A 19,375-nucleotide genomic window follows, 5' to 3' on the forward strand; every position below is an offset into this window, starting at 1 on the left:
AAACTTTGGTGTTTTATAAAAAGACAAACCTGATGAAAAAATTAATATTTACCTTATTATTTATCAGTGCCTTTGCCTTGCAGGCACAAATAGACAGGAGCAAGCAGCCCTCACCGGGGCCAGCCCCGGAAATCCACCTGGGTACACCCCAGACTTTTGATATGAACAACGGACTGAAAGTGATCGTTGTTGAAAATCATAAACTACCCCGGGTTTCTTATACGTTAACCATAGATAACCCGCTTTTTGCCGAAGGAGAAAAAGCCGGTGTTTCAAGTCTTACCGGGAGCATGCTCGGAAAAGGCTCTGTCCATATCGATAAGGATAGTTTTAATGACGAGGTAGACTACATGGGGGCCAGTATGAATTTTGGACATAGTGGTGCGTATGCCAGTGGATTGTCCAAATATGCGGAGAGAATACTGGAACTTATGGCAGACGCGGCTTTACATCCCGATTTTAAAGAAGACGAATTCGGGAAGGAAAAGGACCTTTTGCTCGAAGGATTGAAAAGTAACGAGAAAAGTGTTTCCGCAACGGCAAAGCGTGTAGAGTCTGCCCTGGCCTACGGGAAAAACAGCCCGCAGGGAGAGTTTGTTACGGAAGAGACCGTTAACCGGGTATCACTCGAAGATGTTAAGAACTTCTATGGAAATTATTTTGTTCCGGAAAATGCCTACCTCGTTATCGTAGGCGATGTAAAATTCAAGGATATCCGTAAACAGGTAGAAAAACATTTTAAGGGATGGAGAAAAGCAGCACCTCCGGTAGCAAATTATGCCAAACCCTCTGATGCGCAGTACACACAGATCAACCTTGTTAACATGCCCAATGCGGTACAGTCCGAAATCGCCGTAGAAAACCTGATGGATCTCCGTATGTCCGATGCCGATTATTTTCCGGCCATGCTGGCCAATAAAATTCTCGGTGGTGGCGGAGAAGCCAGGTTATTTCTCAACCTCAGGGAGGATAAAGGATATACGTACGGGGCCTATTCCAGGATAGGAGCCGATCTTCGTACGACGTCCAGGTTTCGTGCATGGGCGAGTGTCAGGAATGAGGTTACGGATAGTGCCGTGGTCGCTTTTCTGGGTGAAATAGACCGGATAACCACTGACAAAGTTTCTGCTCAGGAACTCGAAGTGGCCAAAGCCGATTATGCAGGGAGTTTTGTAATGGCCCTTGAGAAGCCGGAAACCATAGCACGGTACGCACTCCTGACGAAAACACAAAAACTGCCTGAGAATTTTTACCAGACTTACCTGGAAAAGGTCGAAGCCGTTACGGCAGAACAAGTACTCGATGCTGCCAGAAAGTTCTTTAAAGGTAACCAGGCCAGGATCGTTGTTACAGGAAAAGCCGCAGACATTGCGGAGAATCTGGAAAAGGTTACATTCCGCGGAAAAAAGGTGCCGGTACGTTACTATGACAAGTATGCAAACCCTATAGAAAAACCTCAGGAAAAACGCATTGCCGAAGGTGTTACCGTACAAAGTGTATTGGACAGTTATATAGCAGCTGTAGGAGGAGTGGCAAAACTCGAAACCGTAAAGAACATGGTGAGTGAGACCAAAGGTACCATACAGGGAATGCAGCTCGATATCATCGCCAAAAATACTTCGGACGGAAAGGTCCTCACCGAAACAGCCATGATGGGTAATACGATGAGCAAACAGGTATTTAACGGAAAGACAGGGTATGTCGTACAACAGGGACAGCGTATGGAGCTCGAAGGAGAAAAGCTGGAGCAGATGAAAGATAATGCCTATCCTTTTCCGGAACTGGAACTGCGCAATAAGGAAACCGTTACGTTAAAGGGCATAGAAGAAATAGATGGGAAGGATGCGTATGCCATACAAAACGGGGCTTATACCTCGTACTATGATGTAGAATCCGGGCTGAAAGTGTTCCAGGTATTTACCACCGAGGTTAACGGGCAATCTTTAAAACAAACATTCAAATTTGAGGATTACCAGGATGTCGAAGGTATAAAAATACCGTTCAAAACAATAATGGATACCGGGATGGGTATGGAGATGGAACTCCATACGGCGACCGTGAAATTCAATGAAGAAATTCCCGAGGCCGATTTCGAGTAATTGATATTCCTTCGGAACCCCTCAAAACGGCTCTGCGACTCCTGTTTACCTACCTTTTAGGATAATATACGAACAGGAGTCACAGGGCCGTTTTCTATTTTAAAACATGAATTTCGGAAGTGTCGGGTGTTTTTTCTATAAGTATTACATCACCTGTCACGACCTGCCCCTCTACAATAAGGAACGGGTGTAATCTTTTTCCTTGTCGGTGTGCTATGACCCATATATATTCTTTTTCCGGCAACCTGATCTTTACAGCTTCGGCATCTTCGTCATCAAGGGCGTTATCGTTGCGGTCGTAAACCGGGATCTTTTCGTATTGCACCCGGGTGTGCTCCGGAAAATATAACAGGGTTGTAAACGATTGAAATCCTTTTCCCCCGGCAGAAAACTCTGCACGTCTTACAGGTTTTTTCAGATTGTACTCCGGTGACCACCAGGCATCGGAGAGTTGTATCTCAATATCTTCAAGAGGCTGAATACGAAGGTTGTCCGAAGTGTGGAGGGTAGACAAGCCGTTGTTTTGTATGGCGACCTTTTGGTCGGGAAAATTAAAGTACCGGGAGTATGTATGTTCTCCCTTTCCCCTAAAACTGTCTGCGAGAATCCATATTCCGGGTTTCAGGTACAGCATTTGTCTTTTTATTAGTACCGGATCTTCCAGTCTCATATAAGCTGTGTTGATGGCTTCTGCATAATCGTATTGCTCCGAAATAACCGTATATGCCCCTTCCGAGCGGGCTTCGTAGGCATTGCTCCACGATCCTGAATATATACTGTTGGGCAGGTGATCTACCCCAAGTGTATTGTGCGCGCTGTTCTCTTTGAAATATTTTCTCCATTTGGTATTGACATAGGTGTACCGCCCTCCGTCAATGAGATAGTCGCGATGATGAGCATAGAGTGTGAAATGCAACAGGTCGTCGTGAGAATGTCCCCCGCCGAGGCGTTTCATGTGAAAACTACTATAATAAGCGTCGTGTTCCCAGGATGAGCGGGAATAGAGGTCTCCCGTATTTTGTTGCCAGGCGGACAGAAAGCCGGGGTCTTCTGTGCGGAGACCGGTATAGGTTTGTTTATCTTTTTCCGAAAAAATAAAGAAATTTTCATAATCGGGAGTTTCAAATGCCCTCGATTTTATCGTGCCGTCCCCGAACAACAGGGCAGCTGTGGTGAGGAGCCCTCTCAGGTCATTATCATCGCTGTCTCCCAGAAGGGGTTCGTGATAATCGGGTTTTTGCCACATGATATTGGCATAGGCCATATCCCTGGTTTTTTTATGAATAATTGCGGGCAACCGGATCTGCCGTCTTTGGGCAAGGAGAAGGGTGTTGAGGTAGCAGTGAAAAACCTCGTTGTGGTACATGGGCGATTGCTCCCATTGTGTACCATCTTCCAGTATCTGGTTACGGATACAGGTTTCGAGCCGGGAAATCGCATTTTTTTGCCAGGCTGCTGCCTGCCGGAAATCCGAAAGGAAAACGGATAGATTGAACAAGCCGTGAAATTCCAGGATACCCCAGTTGCTTATCTGGGAGTGACGATTGTATGCGCTATTCAGAAAATCTGCATGAACATAAAGGGCGCCAAGAAATTTTTCAATAAAATCAGGGGTGATTGCCCTGGAATTTTTAAGGAGTTCGAAGGTTTTGATCCAGTTTTCTGCACGAATACCCGCTTCTATACGCCTCCAGGAGGTCTGTTTTTTGGCATCTTCAAGCGGGTTATTGTCGATCCAGTGTGTTACCTGTTGTACAAAAGTACGGGCGTATTTTTCTTTTCCGGTAAGGAAGTACGCTTTGCCGAGATCGATCCAGTACCGGTGACGATTCAGCATAAACGTCCATTCTTCATCACCGAAAGGTTCTGCATCCCAGTCTGTTTCACCGGGGAATTTATAAGGTATGTTTGTTTTTTCCATATCCCATTCGTAGCGGAACAGAAAGTATTTATTTTTTACTTCTCCGGCAGTTCGCAGGGAATTTTCTACCTCTTTTCCGAATTGTATGCGGATGTCAGGAATATCTTCTTCGGATACCCGGATGTAAAGATTTTTTCGCTTCCGGAAAATATCCAGTAACATCTTTTTTGCTTTTTCGGAATCGCCCTGTTCGTAAAGCGCTTTCACAGGTTTCAGAATGGGAGTGTCCAAACTCCGTGTATCGAGCATGTTGTGCTGGAATGCAAAAGTTTCCAGGATGCCTGCAAAGACATAAAATATCAATATTCTAACGGAGCGGTACATACTTTTATAATTTTTCTTCTTTTATGATACACTTCCAGTTCCCCTGAAGTGTTTTTTCTTTTGCACGAAGTACGATTCTGTAGAGTTGTTTTTGTTGCCACGAACGGAGCAGACGGGGATCTTCAAGGGGGAGTTCTTCCACGGTTACATCAAACGTATCTTGTGGAAAGTAGAGAGATACCTCCCGGTTTTTCTCCGTTTTTAATATGATCTTTCCATCTTTTCCGGTTACGGGAGGAAGCGTGGTTATGAAGTGCAGCGTATTGTAATCCCGGAACGAGCGGAGTGAAAAACTATCTTTAATACGGAGCTCAGGAGCAGAAGACCGTTGCAGGTGGTAGGTTCTCTTCCAGGATGTACATTTGGCATCTATGGGATAGGCAGAAGCGATATCCAGTGTAAAACGGAGGCCTGACCTGGTGTTTTCGAAATCGACAGCTGCAGCTTTATATTGTTTTCCGAAAGACTGGGAAGTGCCGTTTACCCTGGGGAGGTTGTGATAATCGGATTGCATGGTCCAGATTGTATATCTTTCGGAGCTGAAAGTCTTGCGCGTATAGGTCTCTACACCTATATCAACAAGCAGCGGGGTACCGTTGTGGAAAAGCATAAAACTCCCTGCATCGTTATGATTATGGCTTTCGTCGTTATATCCTCCTTTGGCTGCAAAGAAAAAACCTTTTTGCGCATTTTTATCCGTACGCCCTCCGGCAATCTGGGTCTGGGGGTACCAGAGATAAAGCGTATTTTCTTTTTCGGTAGGGGTGTTTCTGATGTTATTGTAATTAAACAGGTTATGTAATGCACGATCCAGACTGTGATCGAGAGGCTCGGAAAAAAAATTGTTCTGATCAGCTATAAAAGCCCCGAATTTTTTCAGATCGGTATCGCGGAGGTAATTTCCATACCGATAAATGATTCCCGCATCGGCATTCAGGCGGGCCGGTGAGTCTGCAAAGTTTACAAACCAGTCTCCCGCAATATGGGCATTCATGATATACTTTCCCATATTGGCAATAAGCGGCTGATTTCCGATATAGATTTTATCGGAAGATATCTTTTGAAGCAGTTCCAGGTATTCCATCATCTTTCCCCCGGCATGATCCCAGTATGCGGGCCCTTCTTCACAAGCTCCGTCGTCTTTGTAGTAATTTATGAATTTGTCTACGGAATGCATGCTTTTTGTGATCACTTCGTATTTGGTGTCCTCATCCAGGGAAGGTCCCAGAAGGAGACTGCTGATCAGTACATTGTAATTGCACCAGGGGTTCCAGTTGTTGACAAAACCGTCTTTTTTAAAAGCCTGCCACCAGAAATCGTCTCTTTCGAGATAAGGTGTGATAATTCTGCTTTTGATCTCCTGTGGGATTCGTTTTTGCAGAAAAGGAGAGATCGTTGCAAAATCATCCCTGAAAAAGTAATAGGCCCACCCCAGGAGATTTGCGATCTCTCCTGCACCGAGGTCGATAACGGGTTCATTGACATTGGGAATTCCGGCACCTCCTTTTTGTGCGGGCAGATGGGCCGATAAGACCCAGGTAGATTGTTCGCAAATAGCCCAGGAACCATTGACCAGGGCATCCATAAAACGCCCCTGATCTTCGAGGAGTTCTGCCAGGATCAGTTTTTTCAGTGACGCACTTCTTTTGCGGCTGTATTGCTGCATGACTTCCCTGTCTCCGGTACGCTTGAAGTCGAGATAAGCGGTTGCGGGAATTGCCGGCCAGTCATAGCGCATGGCTTCTTCACCTTCGGTGATGATCTTTTTCCGGATTTCCGCAGGAAGGTTTTTAAGATAGATCGTTACCGAATCTTTACGGTAAGGCGTGTAATTTGTTTCGGTGATGTGCCGTATGGTGTTGTCTTTTAGAAAAGAACCGAGAAGATTGCGTTGTTGCTGTGCTGTAGAAGGTGTGAAAACCGTTAGAAGAATAACGGTGAAAACCAACGGATAACATATTCCTGAATAGTGTTTCATTTTTTTTGTTTTAATATGTGCTGAGGGAATGACCGGTTATGCATGGTTGGTTAAGAAGCAAAACCGGCCCTCCCGTTGTATTATTCTACATAGGCTCCGAGCTCTGCAAGGTGGGTGTAGTTGAAATTTCCATAGCTATTGGCTGTAACCAGTTTTATATAGCGGTAAGACTGTGTGGAAGACAGATCGATGTACTGCCAGTTCATAACTTGCTGTAATGTATAATTTCCGAGAGATTGCCAGGTGCTGTTATCATTACTGCCAAAAAGCTCGAAATCTTTTATGGCCCCGTTGAGGTTGGACCGGTTTGCAAAAGCGAAACCTTTTACAGAAGTTACGGACCCCATATCCAGTACAAAATAATGCGGGTGTGCCGGAAGTGAATTTTTCCACTCCGTATGCCATACACTCGATTGGTCACCATCGAGCATTTTACTTGCTGCCCCGGTGTCTTCTTCACTATCAGCGTCAATAACGGACCATCCGTCCCGGTTGATCAGTTCTTTCGTATTGATGATCCCGATATTGGGCGTACCGTTTTCAAATTCGTATTCATAGCTGTATGTTTTGGCGGTACCGTTTTCATGATAAAAGCGTATCCTGAGCTGGTATTCACCCTCCAGGGTATAAAAATCGGTCAGAGGGCATGCTATATGAAGGCTGTCGGTGCCGATGGGTTTAACGGTCCATGCCGGTGCATCATAATCCTTATTGCCCCCGGCCGGATAGGGATCGTGCCAGATATTAATATCATTAACATCGAGATCGCTTTCAAATTTTGCATCGATAATAATGTTTCCGTTTTCCGTTTTACCCCTTAGTTTGATGATTTTATGATTGACGGGCTGGTACCAGTCGGTTCGTGAAGTTGTGCTGAACGTTTGGGAATTTGCAAAAGTGGCAGCAGAAGCACCGGTGATAAAAGTCGGTGTTTTGCCGTAGGTGTGGTTACCTCCTCCCATGAGTGCAGTACCTAAAGTAGCCTGCTCGCTTTTTCGCTCTTTGTTGTGACTGGCGTTAAGTCCGTGTCCGAGTTCATGAATAAGCCCGCCTATCCATTTTGTGGCCAGATTGCCGTGTACGTCGGATTGTCCGAGATACTGTATATCCATGGCAGGATAATCGAGCGCAAAACAATATTTGCCCAGGCCGTAAAATGGTACTCCGCCCGGATTCAGGGAATCCCCCGATGTCGAAGGCAGGATGACCAGGGTATGTTCGCTTTTTTTACGGTTCTGATGAGTTGCAAAGTATTGTTCGAGTTCCGGAATAATATTGGAGCCCCCGCCGGAATACGGGTAGTGGTCTGCTTCATACTGTCCTTCCACGATATCGATGCTGATCATGTCCTGGGATATAAGTTCCATCCCAAACGATTTACGCCCGAATCCTTCCCTGTCGAGGTTTTCTGCGAAAAACTCCTGGGTTTGTAACAGGATGCCGCTCAGCCTTTCCTCGAAATCCGTAAAAGCAGTGGTGTTTTGAGGTAGAAAATAGACCACATTAAGTTTGTAAGGCTGGCTGCTCCATTCGTTGGCCGTCTGGTTTCCGGGGTCATTGTCATTCCCGGGGCCATTGTCTGCTCCTAAGTAATCGGGGTTACAACTGTACAGGGCAGTGGCAATTCCGCATGCCATAATCGATTTGAAAAAAGTGTTCATACTATAAGTTTTGAGGTTAAAATTTTATGAAAAATCCCCTAAGACCCTCAGGAAACAAAAGTCTTAGGGGGTATGTTTTTACCATTCCGGGTTTTGTTCGAGATTCGGGTTCAAGGCCCGTTGTTCGGTGGCAAAAGGCCATAAATAGTCTCTGGCGGGGTCGAAGTAGCGGTTTTCCTTTTTCTGGAGCAGTATGATATTGTCGTCGGTCAGCAAAGGGTCGTTACCTTCCTGTTCTTTGAATTCGTCGAAATAGTAGTTGCCCAGGATGTCTCTCTGCAGTACGTCTTCTGCTATTTTCCATCGGATGATATCCCAATAACGGAATCCTTCGAGAGCGAGTTCCACACGTCTTTCCCTGCGTATCTCCTGCCGCATATCAAGCCCGTTCGCTGCAACAAAAGCATTGGTGAGCGCAGGCATATTTACGCTTTCTCTACTCCTGAGCTTATTGACGGAAAGGTTGAGGTCTTCGTCGCTAATGGCGCCGTCGAGCTCATAAGTAGCCTCGGCATAGTTGAGCAGTACCTCGGCATATCTTATGATAGGGCGGTCTATGTAAGAACGCGATACCTGCCAGTCGTTGAGGTTTGCGTACCTTCGGTTTCCGAAACCTGTTTTCTGAAAGTTTAGCGGGGGAATGGTATAAACAGGCCTGGTCCCTATATATTCGTCACCTGCTTTAAAGAAGGTGTCTCCCATACGGGGATCGCGATTGTTGAACACTTCTACCGTATTGGCAGGTTGTTCGTAAAGCGGAGACATGTCTATGGGAAGGCCGTCGGTCATCAGATAGGAATCAGCGAGATATTTTGTGGGGTTTGCCACCCCGGTCTCCAGGTTTCGCTGAGTTACATGATATGAAATGCTGTTTTCGGTATTTTGCCCGTACATTCTTACCAATATATTTTCTTTGTTATCAGGGCCGTTTCCTTCGTACTGAAAAAGATTGAAATAATTGGGAAAAATATCGTGCTCTCCGGATTGTATAATTTCGGAAGCAGCAGCTTTTGCGATAGCGAGATGACTTTGCGGATCACCATAGCCGTGAAATTTAGAGCGTGTTCCTTCGAACAGGGCGGCCCTGGATTTCAGTGCAAGAGCAGCGGTACGGGTTATACGTCCGTATTCGGAAGCATCCTGATCGCTCGGATCGGGTAGCAGGGAAACGGCGATGTCGAGGTCGTCATATATGGTTTGTATAACTTCTTCGCGGGAAGCCTGGGGCTCCAGTAACTCCGGAGCATCCTCGGTAAGTGTTTTAAGAATCAGCGGAACGCCTCCGTAACGCTGAAAAAGCTGAAAATAGCCCCAGGCACGGAAAAAATAGGCTTCTCCTATGTAAACATCTACGAGTTCCTGCGCCGTTCCATTCTCCACAACGAGTTGGGATTTTTTCATGATGTTGTTTGCCCAGCGTATCAGGGCATACTGATTTTCGTAAAAGCCGTCGGTTCCGGGCACGATCCTGGTGCCATCGCTGATGGAGTTGTTATTGGTTCCGTACGCATCGTCCGACCATACATCGTCGGTGACCGGTAGTCCGGGAAGATAGGTATAGAGCCTGTTGGTCCCCATTTTAAGATCGGCTTCATTTTGCCAGAAAGAGGGGTCGGTGATATCGGTTTCCGGGATCCTGTTTACTTCACAGGAGGTCATTCCCATCGTGCAGATAAGAATTCCGGTAGCTATTTTATGTAGTGTGGATTTCATAATTTTTGTCATTTTTAATGGATACTCCTTTAAACGTAGTGAAAGGGTTAAAATGCCAGGTTAATCCCCAAAGCAAGTTTCCCGGACAGCGGATAATCGGAATTAGAGAGATCTCTTTGTTCGGGGTCTATAACACCTTTAAAAGGTCCGAGATTGGTGAACGTAAGAATATCTTCTGCCGAGCAGTATATGCGGAAGCGTGAAAAGCCGATTTTCTCGAGCACACTTTCCGGTAAAGAATAACCGATCTGCATATTTTTCAGTCGTACATAAGCGGCATTCAGGATCCATCTGTCGGAAGCTACGAAATTGTGTCCGCCTGCGAGGAATGGCCTCGGAAAAGCCGCATCGGGATTGTCCGGTGTGTAGTAATCCATATGGTATTTACGAGGCTGTATCCAGGAGGCCTGGAGCGGTTGCCGTACGTAAATACTCGGAATGATATTTCGTTTGCCTACTCCCTGGAAGAAGAAATTAAAATCTATATTTTTCCAGTTTCCTCCGAGAGTTACGCCAAATAGATAGCGGGGATCGGTGGTGCCCATCATACGGAGATCTCCCGGGTTTTGCAGGTTTCCGTCACCCGGAGTAATTCTTCCGTCTCCGTCGAGGTCGACATATTCGATATCTCCGATACCTGTATTGTTATGATAAAAAGGAGCTGCAGCTAATTGCTGGTCGGTTTCTATATATCCCGGAACGGTTTCGTATCCCCAGAGCGTACGCAGGGGCATGCCTTCGATCCTGGTATTGTTTCCGTCACTTACTACACTTACACCTCCGTAATTAATGAGTTTGTTCTGGTTATCGGAAAGGTTGAGCCCTACATTATATTTGAAATTTTCCCCGATACGATTCCTGTAATTCAGGTTGAGTTCCCATCCCCAGCTCTTCAGTTCGCCTGTATTGACCATAGGAGGAGTTACACCAAGGGTAGCGGGACGTGGAATGCGCACCAGCATGTTTTTATTGAATTTTTCATAAAAATCGAAACTACCACTCAGTTTGTTTCCGAAAAATCCGAAGTCGATACCGTAGTTAAAAGTTTCGATCGTTTCCCAGGCCAGACTGGACGAAGGAATACTACCCTGTGATACATAGGTGTTACGTCCCTTATCCTGGCCCAGCACCAGGTTATTGGATACCGACAGGATAGGGAGGTATGAGTAGTTACCTATGATGTCTTCGGAATTGGCTCCTCCGAGTTGCCCCCAGGAAAATCTCGGTTTGAGTTGAGAGATAAAGGAGATATTGTCGGAGAACCAGCTTTCGCGGTGCATGTTCCATCCTCCCGAAGCAGAAGTAAACCACTTTACACGTTGACCGGGGGCCAGGCGGGAGCTTTCGTCGGAACGTAAGGTGAATTCCAGGAGATACTTGTCATCATAGGTATAATTAAATCTTCCCAAAAGGGATTGATTGGCAAATTCGCCTACACTTTCGCTGTTGTTGAGGTTTTCCTGATCGGCGAAGTTCAGGCTGGGCAGGTCGTTGGTAAACATATTGCTGGCTGATGCGACAACGGTTTTTCTGGTGAAATCTTCCCATTGATACCCTGCAAGAACGTGAAAGTTATGCTTTTCGGCCAGGGTAAGGTCGTAATCCACGAGAAACTGGAAGTTCTGGGTAACTATATTCCTTCGGTTAACCTCGTAGAAATTCGGATTGTTGAGCAGGTATACAGGAGTATCGGCGCGATCCCAGAGTTCTACCGTACGCCGGAAAGTGTCCAGATCCCTGCGCTGGTCTTCCCTTCCGTAGATAGTCCGGAACTCGAGACCTTTTACAAAATCTTTGGCAGTAAGGGTAAAAACGCTGTTCAATCCACCGAAGTTATCGTGCACATAACCGCCTGCTTTAAGGAGGGCATAGGTGTTATTCCCCGAAGATCCTGCACCACCAAATAGTTTTCCTTCGGGAGTAAATATGGGGAATCGTGTTCTGGCCTGGTACACTTGCTGAAAAAGACCGTAACCGTTGATGGTGGACGAGGACCTCTTTTTGTATTCGTCCGTGTAGTAAATACGGGAATCCAGGTTGAGGTGTTTGGTAAGGTCGGCGCTGACATTGATCCTCGCATTCCAGCGGGTGTATTGATCCGGTCCTATTTTAAATATACCGTCCTGGTCCTGGTAACCCAGGGAAAAATTGTATCTCATTTTTTCGGAACCTCCGCGGGCACTGAAATTGTGATTATGCATAAAATAAACTTTTCGCAAAACGTCTTCCGAAATATGACGCTGGTTATACATAATGTATTTGTTCGGGTTTTCGGGATCTACCACGTAAGGTATGTTGTTCCGGATATTTTCGAGATCGAAATCGCTGTACTCCGGACCTATACCTGCGTTGGCCCTGGCGAGGTTGGAGTATTCCGCTTCTTCGAGAAGTGATAAACGGTCCGGGACATTCAGGGCCCATTGCGCGGTAAGCTGACCGGTATATTCGAAGACAGCCTTGCCCTTGGTTCCGGTCCTCGTGGTGATGAGGATAACCCCTCCTGCTGCTCTGGCTCCGTAAATGGCAGCGGCGGCACCGTCTTTGAGCACGGATACCGATTCGACATCGGAAGGATTCAGACCTTGAAGGGCTTCCGGTCTCGAGGTAACACCGTCTATAATAACCAATGGCGGAGTAGCGCCGTTAGCCGAACTTACCCCGCGTATTTCCATAGAGAGTCCTTCTTCTCCGGGTTGTCCGGTACTTCTTGTTATGGACAGACCTGGTACCGTTCCCTGTAAGGCGGTGGTCATACCTGTTGCAGGTCTGTTTTGTATGGTTTCGGAAGATACCGTACTTACGGCCCCTGTCATAGTGGCTTTTTTCTGTGTTCCGTAACCTACGACAACAACCTCGTCGAGCTGAGAAATATCCTCTTTGAGGCTCACATCGATAGTTTTTCGGCCGTTAACCGGTATTTCCTGGGATATATAACCCATGTAGCTGAAAACGAGAACGGCATTATCGCCGGAAACGGAAATTTCGTAATTGCCGTCAAAATCGGTAGCAACACCCCTGGAACTGTTTTTAAGTACCACGGTTACCCCTGGCAGGGGCATGTTGTCGGTGGCGGACGTAACGACCCCGCTTACCGGGGTTTGTGCGTATGCAGAAGACAGGCTGCATAACAGAATGAACAGGCACATCAGGCCGTGCCTTTTTGTTGGAAAGTCTTTCATGTTTTGATCGGTTTTTGATTAATTAGTTTATGTTATCGAGCACAAATTGGTGTGTGCCATGGTCTTCATTTTATACCCATTATGGATAAAAGTACCTGTGTAATGGTGTTTGTTTCATGATACAATCGTTTGTTTTAGTATATTAAAAAATGGTTTCGAACACACTTTTTATTTTAAGGGAAAAGTGTTTTTTAGGTGAATTGAATTGTGAATATTTTGCATTAAATCTTAAAATATTGGCTAATGTATAATTTAGGATGCTAAAAAACAAAGAAATAGGCTGTAAAATACAATCGATTGTTTTTTTGTAAATTCAACATCCCTTATTCTGTAAGTATCCTAATACAAACCATGTAGCTTTACTTTGTTTTTAGATGTCCGCTGAGACTGAAACAGGGCTTCAGTTTATCCATTAACTTTTCTATCCGATGAATCCCGCGCTACGAGTGTAGGGTTCAGTATGATGGTTTTATTGTGTACGGAATGATCCTGATCCTGAATATTACGGACGAGAAGGTCACAGGCAATTTTACCGATCTCAAATCCGGATTGGTCTATCGTGGTAAGCGACGGCTCTATGACCTCTGAGATAGGTTCGTTACTGAACCCTACGATGGCGATCTCATCCGGAATCTTTTTTCCCAGTTTTTTAAGATATTTTACGGCGCCTATAGCGGAGACATCATTAGCGGCAAATATGCCGTCTACTTCAGGATTGTTTTTCATCAATTTCTCCGCCGCATCGTAACCGTCTGCTTCCATAAGCCTTGAGGTGAGCACGAGTTTGGGGTTGTAGGGAATCTGATGATCCTTCAGTGCTTGTTTATACCCCTTGAGACGGTTTTTGTAGATTTCCAGTTTTTTCGGGCCTGCGAAGTGCGCTATTTTTTTGCACCCCTTTTCCAAAAGGTGAAGGACGGCTTCGTAAGCGGCCTGTGCATCATCTATAATCACCTTGCTTGTACCGGGGATACCTTCGCAATGGCGGTCAAAAAATACGAGAGGGATACCGTTATCCTGAAAATACTCAAGGTGTTTCCCGGTGTTGGTTTCCATCGATACGGAAATGAGGATCCCATCTACGCGGTTGGCAATAAGATTTTTAACAATACGTTCTTCCCGATCCAGTTTTTCGAGAGACTGGCATATAATGACATTAAAGCCGGAAGCAAAAGCCGCTTCTTCGATACCGGCAATAGTGGAGGAAAAAAAATGTCTGGACACCCGGGGAACCACAACGCCTATGGTATTTGTACGATTACGCCGAAGATTTGAGGCCAGCAGGTTGCGTTCGTACCCGAGTTCTTTGGCTTTGGCCAGAACTTTTTCCTTGGTTTTCTGAGTTACCCTGCTACTGTTATTTAGAGCACGGGATACGGTAGAACTGTTAATGTTCAGGACCCTCGCTATTTCGTGTATGGTGGGTTTTCCCTTTTTCATGGATATAAATTTTCCGGAGATGGTGGTGTAAATATACCATCGTCGTCTAATAATGATGCAGGCCGGATGGATTTTTCCGTTAAAGAAAGAACTGTTGTCTGTAGAAAGCGTACCTTTCTAAAGGTTCTTATTTCTGTTTATTGCTGCGAAGCATTGCTTCCAGGAAATAGTAATCCGCGTAGTTGAGCGGGACATCAACTTCTACATTATGAGGTTTGCTGCCCACGGAATGCATCAGGAGAAAATCACCGTTGGTTCCGGGCTTTGCAAAATATGCCGGGGAGCCAAGGCTCTGCATGATCTGGTCCGCAAATTTTACATGGCTTTCTGCTTTTTTGTTGCCTTCAAAAGTGCTGAGCTCATAGAGTGCGGATGCGGTTATGGCCGCTGCCGAAGCATCTCTCGGGGTAGAGTCGGCTGCCGGTGCATTATAGTCCCAATACGGGATTTTATCTTCCGGAAGGTTGGGATGATACATGATGAAATCGGCAATTTTAAGTGCCTGTTCCAGGTATCGGGTATGTCCTGTTTCCCTGTAGCTCATGGTGTAACCATAGAGACCCCATGCCTGTCCCCTGGCCCATGCGGAGTCGTCGCTGAGTCCCTGGTGCGTGTTTTTTTGCAGAATGTCTCCGGTTATGGTGTCGTAATCTACAACATGATATGAGCTGAAGTCTTTTCTGTAATGGTTTTTTATGGTTGTATCGGCATGGGAAACCGCAATATTATAGTAAGTAGAGTCGCCCGATATTCTCGTTGCATGAAAAAGGAGTTCGAGATTCATCATGTTATCTATAATAACCGGGCATTCCCATTTTTTGGACCAGTCCCAGGATTGTAGAATTCCTGCTTTCGGATGAAACCGGGCAGACAGTGACTTTGCTGTCCTGACGATAACGGAATCATAAGTGGGTGAATCCATGTATTTCAGGGCATTGCCATAAGAGCACTCCATGATAAAACCGACATCGTGATTACCCTCCCAGTACTGAATGGTATCGAGCTTCAGGGTATATTCTTCGGCCCGGGTCTTCCACATATTGTCTTTGGTAAGTCCGTATAGATTCCAAAGCGTACCGGGATAGAAACCGCTGGTCCAGTCATAAGCCCCTACGCGAACAAGTTTTCCGTCTTTTGTGGTACGGGGGATGGGTTTTTTGTCCTCTTTAAAAGGGGCTATGGAGGTATAAAGCGAATCGTATTGAGCGGCAGCCCGGTCAATGAGTGATAAGGATTTTTTAGCGACGGGCTTTTCTGTACATCCGGAGATCGCGACAGCAATAAGCAGTAAGAGAAGTGGTCGTTTCATACATTTTGGTGTTTTGGTTAACGGAATTTTTGACAGAACACACTAAAAGTGTCCGCGAACACAACAAATATATATAAAAATACCAAAAAACAATCGATTGTATTTGTTTTTTATTCCCACCTGAGGGTTTCCATGAGTCGGCGAATGTCCTTATTGAGGTATGCCGCGGCGGGTAGAATGGAGTCGTAATTGGGTTTGGTGTAGAAGTAAAGCGACCCCGTGATAAAGTGCGAAGTACTGTCTGTGATATAGAATTGTGTTTGTGAAGCCGCATTTCCGGTTACTTCGTACAATCTACCGTATACGTGGTGTATGTTATTTTCGAATTGCCCGCCTACGCCTATTTCATCTGCTTTAACCACGTGGTCATAAGTGAGTTTCTCCGCATCGCGGAGCAGGGATTTCAGATTGTCTCTTACAGGCATATAGGTGAGATAAACCGTGGCTTTCATGTCGGGGTATTCGATGTTGAGACGACCATCTCCCTTTGGTTTTATCACTGCCCGGGTATTTTTTTCGAAACGAAACGGACCTCCGGTTTCCGTAGCTTGGTAAGACGCACTCGGATAGTCCAGACGGAGTACTGCTTTGGGTTTGGGAATGGTTTCTTCACCGCATGCCGTAGTCAACAGTATGCTAAGTACACTACAATATAAGATAACGTTTTTCTTCACCTGCTGCTTTTTGGCTATTTCCGGAGGCTTTCGCGGTATGGTTTCAGACTTCTTCGCCTATGGTGACCTTGATTTGCTTTATACGTTTTTCGTCAAGGGCTTCTATGACAAACGTAAAATGATGGAAGTTTATTTTTTCACGGATACGGGGAAACTTTCCTGCAATTTCGAGCACAAACCCGGCGATCGTTTCCGATTCTCCTTTTCTCTCTTCGAAAATCTCTTCGTTGTTCAGGCGTAGCACACGATAAAAGTCTTTGAGGGTGGTCTTGCCTTCGAAAACGTAATTATTTTCATCGAGTTTGGAAAAAATCAGGTCTTCATCATCAAACTCATCACTGATGTCCCCTACAATTTCTTCTATAATATCTTCCAGTGTTACGAGTCCGGATGTACCGCCGTATTCATCTACTACGATAGCCAGGTGCATTTTCATTTCCTGGAACTCTTTCAACAGGTCATCGAGTTTTTTATTTTCGGGTACGAAATAGGCTTCCCGTTTCAGCCTGGCCCAGTTGAAGACTTTCTTTTCGAGATGGGGCAAGAGGTCTTTTACATACAACACCCCGGTAACATTATCTACATTATCCTTAAAGACAGGTATCCTGGAATATCCGTTTTTTACGATTTCCCGGATGACGTCGGGGAATTTCATTTCTTCGTTAACGGCAAAAATGTCTATACGAGGGCACATCACCTGTTTGGTGTCGGTATTTCCGAAAGATACGATCCCCTGAAGGATCTTTTGTTCTTCTTTAGTGGTGTCTTCCTCGGAGGTAAGTTCCAGAGCGTGGGATAACTGATCGACGGAGAGGTTTGTTTTTTCTCTTCCGAGTTTATCCTGCAGGAAAGATGTCGAGGCTTTCATAGGGATGCTGAAAGGAACCAGCAATTTGTCCAGTACCATAAGCGGATATGCCATGAACCGGACGAATTTTACCCGGTTACGGCTGGCGTATATTTTGGGAAGGATCTCCCCGAAAAGCAGGATCAGTGCAGTCGCGACGACCACCTCAAGCAGGAACCTCAATTCCACAATCCCGAATATTTTCTGGTCCAGCCCGGTAAACAGTGATTTACCAAGGGAACTGAAGAGCAGGACTATAGCAATATTAATGAAGTTGTTAGCTACAAGCACGGTGGCCAGTAGTCTTTTGGGTCTTTCAAGCAGTTTTACGATCACTTTGCCCCGTGCTGTTCTGGAAGCTTCTTCTTCGTTGAGATCGGTCTGCGTCATGGAAAAAAAAGCTACTTCCGCTCCCGATACCAATGCGGAGCAACAAAGCAATATCAAAAGGATGGCGAACTTAAAAATATTGACGCCTTCTGTATCGGAAAGAAAAATTAAAAAACTCGAGGGTTCAGGGTCCAATCGCTGCGAATTTGGTTAAACTTCGTTAAAACGGTAAATCGTCATCCTCTTCCTGCTCCCGCGACGGTGCGGGGGCCGGGGTATTAGTAGCGGCAGACCTGTTGTCCGCCGCAGAGGACTGGTTTGCCGAAGAGAAATTATTATCACCGCTTTCCTTTTTGGTAGACAGGAAAGTGAAATCCGTAACCTGTATTTCTGTAGAGTACCTGGTGTTGCCGTCTTCACCCTGCCATTGTCTTGTTTTTATGCGTCCCTCCACATAAATTTTATCACCTTTGCTAAGGTATTTTTCGCAAACTTCCGCGGCTTTGTTGCGCACTACGATATTGTGCCATTCGGTGTTGGTAACACGTTCGCCGGTCTGTCTGTTCACATACGTCTCATTCGTGGCCAGAGGGAAACGCCCGATGGAATTTCCGCCTTCAAAATAATGCATTTTCACATCATCTCCCAAATGCCCTATCAGCATCACTTTGTTTAGTGTTCCACTCATAATTACTAACTTCTGTTTACTCAAAAATACTAAAAATTCATCGTTTTCTCCTCAAAGGAGATCAAAATTCATATTCCTGTACAAAGTTAGCAATTAAAACGGGGACAGGGTATGCTTTTATTTCCGATTTAAGGATACCGTCACTGATCCCGTCTCTTGGGGAGACGACCCAGAAACTTGCAAAAATGTGCTGGTGCGAAAGTTTGTGAACAATGTGATCTTTGTTATAGAGTGAAATCTGAAACCGGCTGTCGCCTATGAGTTTTCGGAATTTAGGGTGGGTCGTCACCATGTCTTCGGTCATCGGTGCTTCCGTTTCGATCAGGGGAAACTCGTAGAGATGCTGCCAGATGTCTTTCTCTTTTCGCTGAAAGAGCACAGTGTGGTCTTTATCCTCTATAATGAGATAGTTGAAATAGCGATGTCTTATCTTTGTGTTTCTGATCTTTACCGGAAGCTTGTCCACCAGCTGGTCTTTGAGTGCAACGCAACTGGTATTCAGCGGGCACTCACCGCATACGGGAGATTTGGGTTTGCATTGTATAGCGCCAAATTCCATGATGCCCTGGTTATAGGTAGCCGGATCGGTTTTGTCTATGAGTTCCTGGGCAAGTTCTTTGAAATACCTGATCCCCCGGGCCGAATTTATAGGAGTATCTATACCAAAATAGCGGGCAAGTACCCGATAGACATTGCCATCTACTACGGGCGAAGCTTCCTTGAAAGCGATAGAGGCTATGGCACTTGCGGTATAATCACCTACTCCTTTCAGTTTGAGAAGGCTTTTATAGGAGTCCGGAAATTTCCCGTTGTTTTCGAAAGCAATGTGTTTTGCGGTGTAATGCAGGTTCCTGGCACGGGAATAGTATCCCAGCCCCTGCCACATTTTCAGTACTTTTTCTTCTGTAGCTTCGGCCAGGTCGTGTACCGTCGGGAAGGCCCGGACAAACTCCTTATAATAAGGAAGTCCCTGCTCTACCCGGGTTTGCTGCAACATAATCTCCGAAAGCCATATTTTGTAAGGGTCTGTGGTTTTACGCCATGGCAGGTCGCGTTTATTTTGCCGGTACCAGTCTGTGATTGTCTCTGAAAAAGTCATGTTTTTGAATATGGATCAAAAGTATAAAGTTTATATGGTTAAATTTTAATCAATTAGGGTTTAAATTTTGAGTAATTAATTTATATATTTGCAACCCCTAAAATTAATATAGT

Annotated in this window: 12 protein-coding genes; 1 reads left to right on the forward strand and 11 read right to left on the reverse strand. The window is 45.5% G+C overall.

Annotated features, from left to right (window positions below):
• Positions 1-32 precede the first annotated feature (32 nt).
• A complete protein-coding gene (locus tag BT112_RS04450) occupies positions 33-2,099 on the forward strand; it encodes an insulinase family protein (protein WP_072316182.1) in 2,067 nt (688 codons plus the stop codon).
• 94 nt (positions 2,100-2,193) lie between these two features.
• Here the strand turns inward: BT112_RS04450 and BT112_RS04455 are convergent, their stop codons facing one another.
• The 11 genes from BT112_RS04455 to mutY all read right to left on the reverse strand — a co-directional run bounded on the left by BT112_RS04455 (position 2,194) and on the right by mutY (position 19,262).
• Positions 2,194-4,344, reverse strand: a complete 2,151-nt coding sequence (locus BT112_RS04455; protein ID WP_072316183.1) for an alginate lyase family protein — start codon at positions 4,342-4,344, stop codon at positions 2,194-2,196.
• A 4-nt stretch (positions 4,345-4,348) separates the two neighbouring features.
• Positions 4,349-6,322: a heparinase II/III domain-containing protein gene (locus BT112_RS04460; protein ID WP_083564792.1), complete on the reverse strand. Its 1,974-nt coding sequence runs from the start codon at positions 6,320-6,322 to the stop codon at positions 4,349-4,351.
• Between the two features lie 80 nt (positions 6,323-6,402).
• Positions 6,403-7,983, reverse strand: a complete 1,581-nt coding sequence (locus tag BT112_RS04465) for a discoidin domain-containing protein (protein ID WP_072316185.1) — start codon at positions 7,981-7,983, stop codon at positions 6,403-6,405.
• 78 nt (positions 7,984-8,061) lie between these two features.
• Positions 8,062-9,696 (reverse strand): RagB/SusD family nutrient uptake outer membrane protein, encoded by a 1,635-nt coding sequence (locus tag BT112_RS04470; protein WP_072316186.1) that lies wholly within the window; start codon positions 9,694-9,696, stop codon positions 8,062-8,064.
• 47 nt (positions 9,697-9,743) lie between these two features.
• Positions 9,744-12,875 carry a SusC/RagA family TonB-linked outer membrane protein gene (locus BT112_RS04475; protein ID WP_072316187.1) on the reverse strand — a complete coding sequence of 1,044 codons (3,132 nt, stop codon included), beginning with the start codon at positions 12,873-12,875 and terminating at the stop codon, positions 9,744-9,746.
• 405 nt (positions 12,876-13,280) lie between these two features.
• A complete protein-coding gene (locus BT112_RS04480; RefSeq protein WP_072316188.1) occupies positions 13,281-14,315 on the reverse strand; it encodes a LacI family DNA-binding transcriptional regulator in 1,035 nt (344 codons plus the stop codon).
• Between the two features lie 127 nt (positions 14,316-14,442).
• The gene (locus BT112_RS04485) at positions 14,443-15,624 is read right to left on the reverse strand and encodes a glycoside hydrolase family 88 protein (protein ID WP_072316189.1); all 1,182 of its coding nucleotides are present in this window, start codon (positions 15,622-15,624) and stop codon (positions 14,443-14,445) included.
• 110 nt (positions 15,625-15,734) lie between these two features.
• Complete coding sequence (gene gldD, locus BT112_RS04490; RefSeq protein ID WP_072316190.1) at positions 15,735-16,298, reverse strand: gliding motility lipoprotein GldD; 564 nt, start codon at positions 16,296-16,298, stop codon at positions 15,735-15,737.
• 43 nt (positions 16,299-16,341) lie between these two features.
• Entirely contained in the window at positions 16,342-17,670 is a 1,329-nt protein-coding gene (locus tag BT112_RS04495) for a gliding motility-associated protein GldE (RefSeq protein WP_072316191.1), read from the reverse strand.
• 25 nt (positions 17,671-17,695) lie between these two features.
• Positions 17,696-18,163: a single-stranded DNA-binding protein gene (locus BT112_RS04500; RefSeq protein WP_072316192.1), complete on the reverse strand. Its 468-nt coding sequence runs from the start codon at positions 18,161-18,163 to the stop codon at positions 17,696-17,698.
• A 61-nt stretch (positions 18,164-18,224) separates the two neighbouring features.
• Entirely contained in the window at positions 18,225-19,262 is a 1,038-nt protein-coding gene (gene mutY, locus BT112_RS04505) for an A/G-specific adenine glycosylase (RefSeq protein ID WP_072316193.1), read from the reverse strand.
• Positions 19,263-19,375: the final 113 nt, after the last annotated feature.

This window comes from Sinomicrobium oceani (assembly GCF_900119185.1).
Lineage (GTDB): Bacteria > Bacteroidota > Bacteroidia > Flavobacteriales > Flavobacteriaceae > Sinomicrobium > Sinomicrobium oceani.

Bases quoted from the DNA above. Each gene is read 5' to 3' on its own strand.
- BT112_RS04470 (WP_072316186.1), bottom strand. From the start codon at position 9,696: ATGAAATCCACACTACATAAAATAGCTACCGGAATTCTTATCTGCACG.
- BT112_RS04455 (WP_072316183.1), bottom strand. From the start codon at position 4,344: ATGTACCGCTCCGTTAGAATATTGATATTTTATGTCTTTGCAGGCATC.
- BT112_RS04485 (WP_072316189.1), bottom strand. From the start codon at position 15,624: ATGAAACGACCACTTCTCTTACTGCTTATTGCTGTCGCGATCTCCGGA.
- mutY (WP_072316193.1), bottom strand. From the start codon at position 19,262: ATGACTTTTTCAGAGACAATCACAGACTGGTACCGGCAAAATAAACGC.
- BT112_RS04480 (WP_072316188.1), bottom strand. From the start codon at position 14,315: ATGAAAAAGGGAAAACCCACCATACACGAAATAGCGAGGGTCCTGAAC.
- BT112_RS04450 (WP_072316182.1), top strand. From the start codon at position 33: ATGAAAAAATTAATATTTACCTTATTATTTATCAGTGCCTTTGCCTTG.
- BT112_RS04475 (WP_072316187.1), bottom strand. From the start codon at position 12,875: ATGAAAGACTTTCCAACAAAAAGGCACGGCCTGATGTGCCTGTTCATT.
- BT112_RS04460 (WP_083564792.1), bottom strand. From the start codon at position 6,322: ATGAAACACTATTCAGGAATATGTTATCCGTTGGTTTTCACCGTTATT.
- BT112_RS04500 (WP_072316192.1), bottom strand. From the start codon at position 18,163: ATGAGTGGAACACTAAACAAAGTGATGCTGATAGGGCATTTGGGAGAT.
- BT112_RS04465 (WP_072316185.1), bottom strand. From the start codon at position 7,983: ATGAACACTTTTTTCAAATCGATTATGGCATGCGGAATTGCCACTGCC.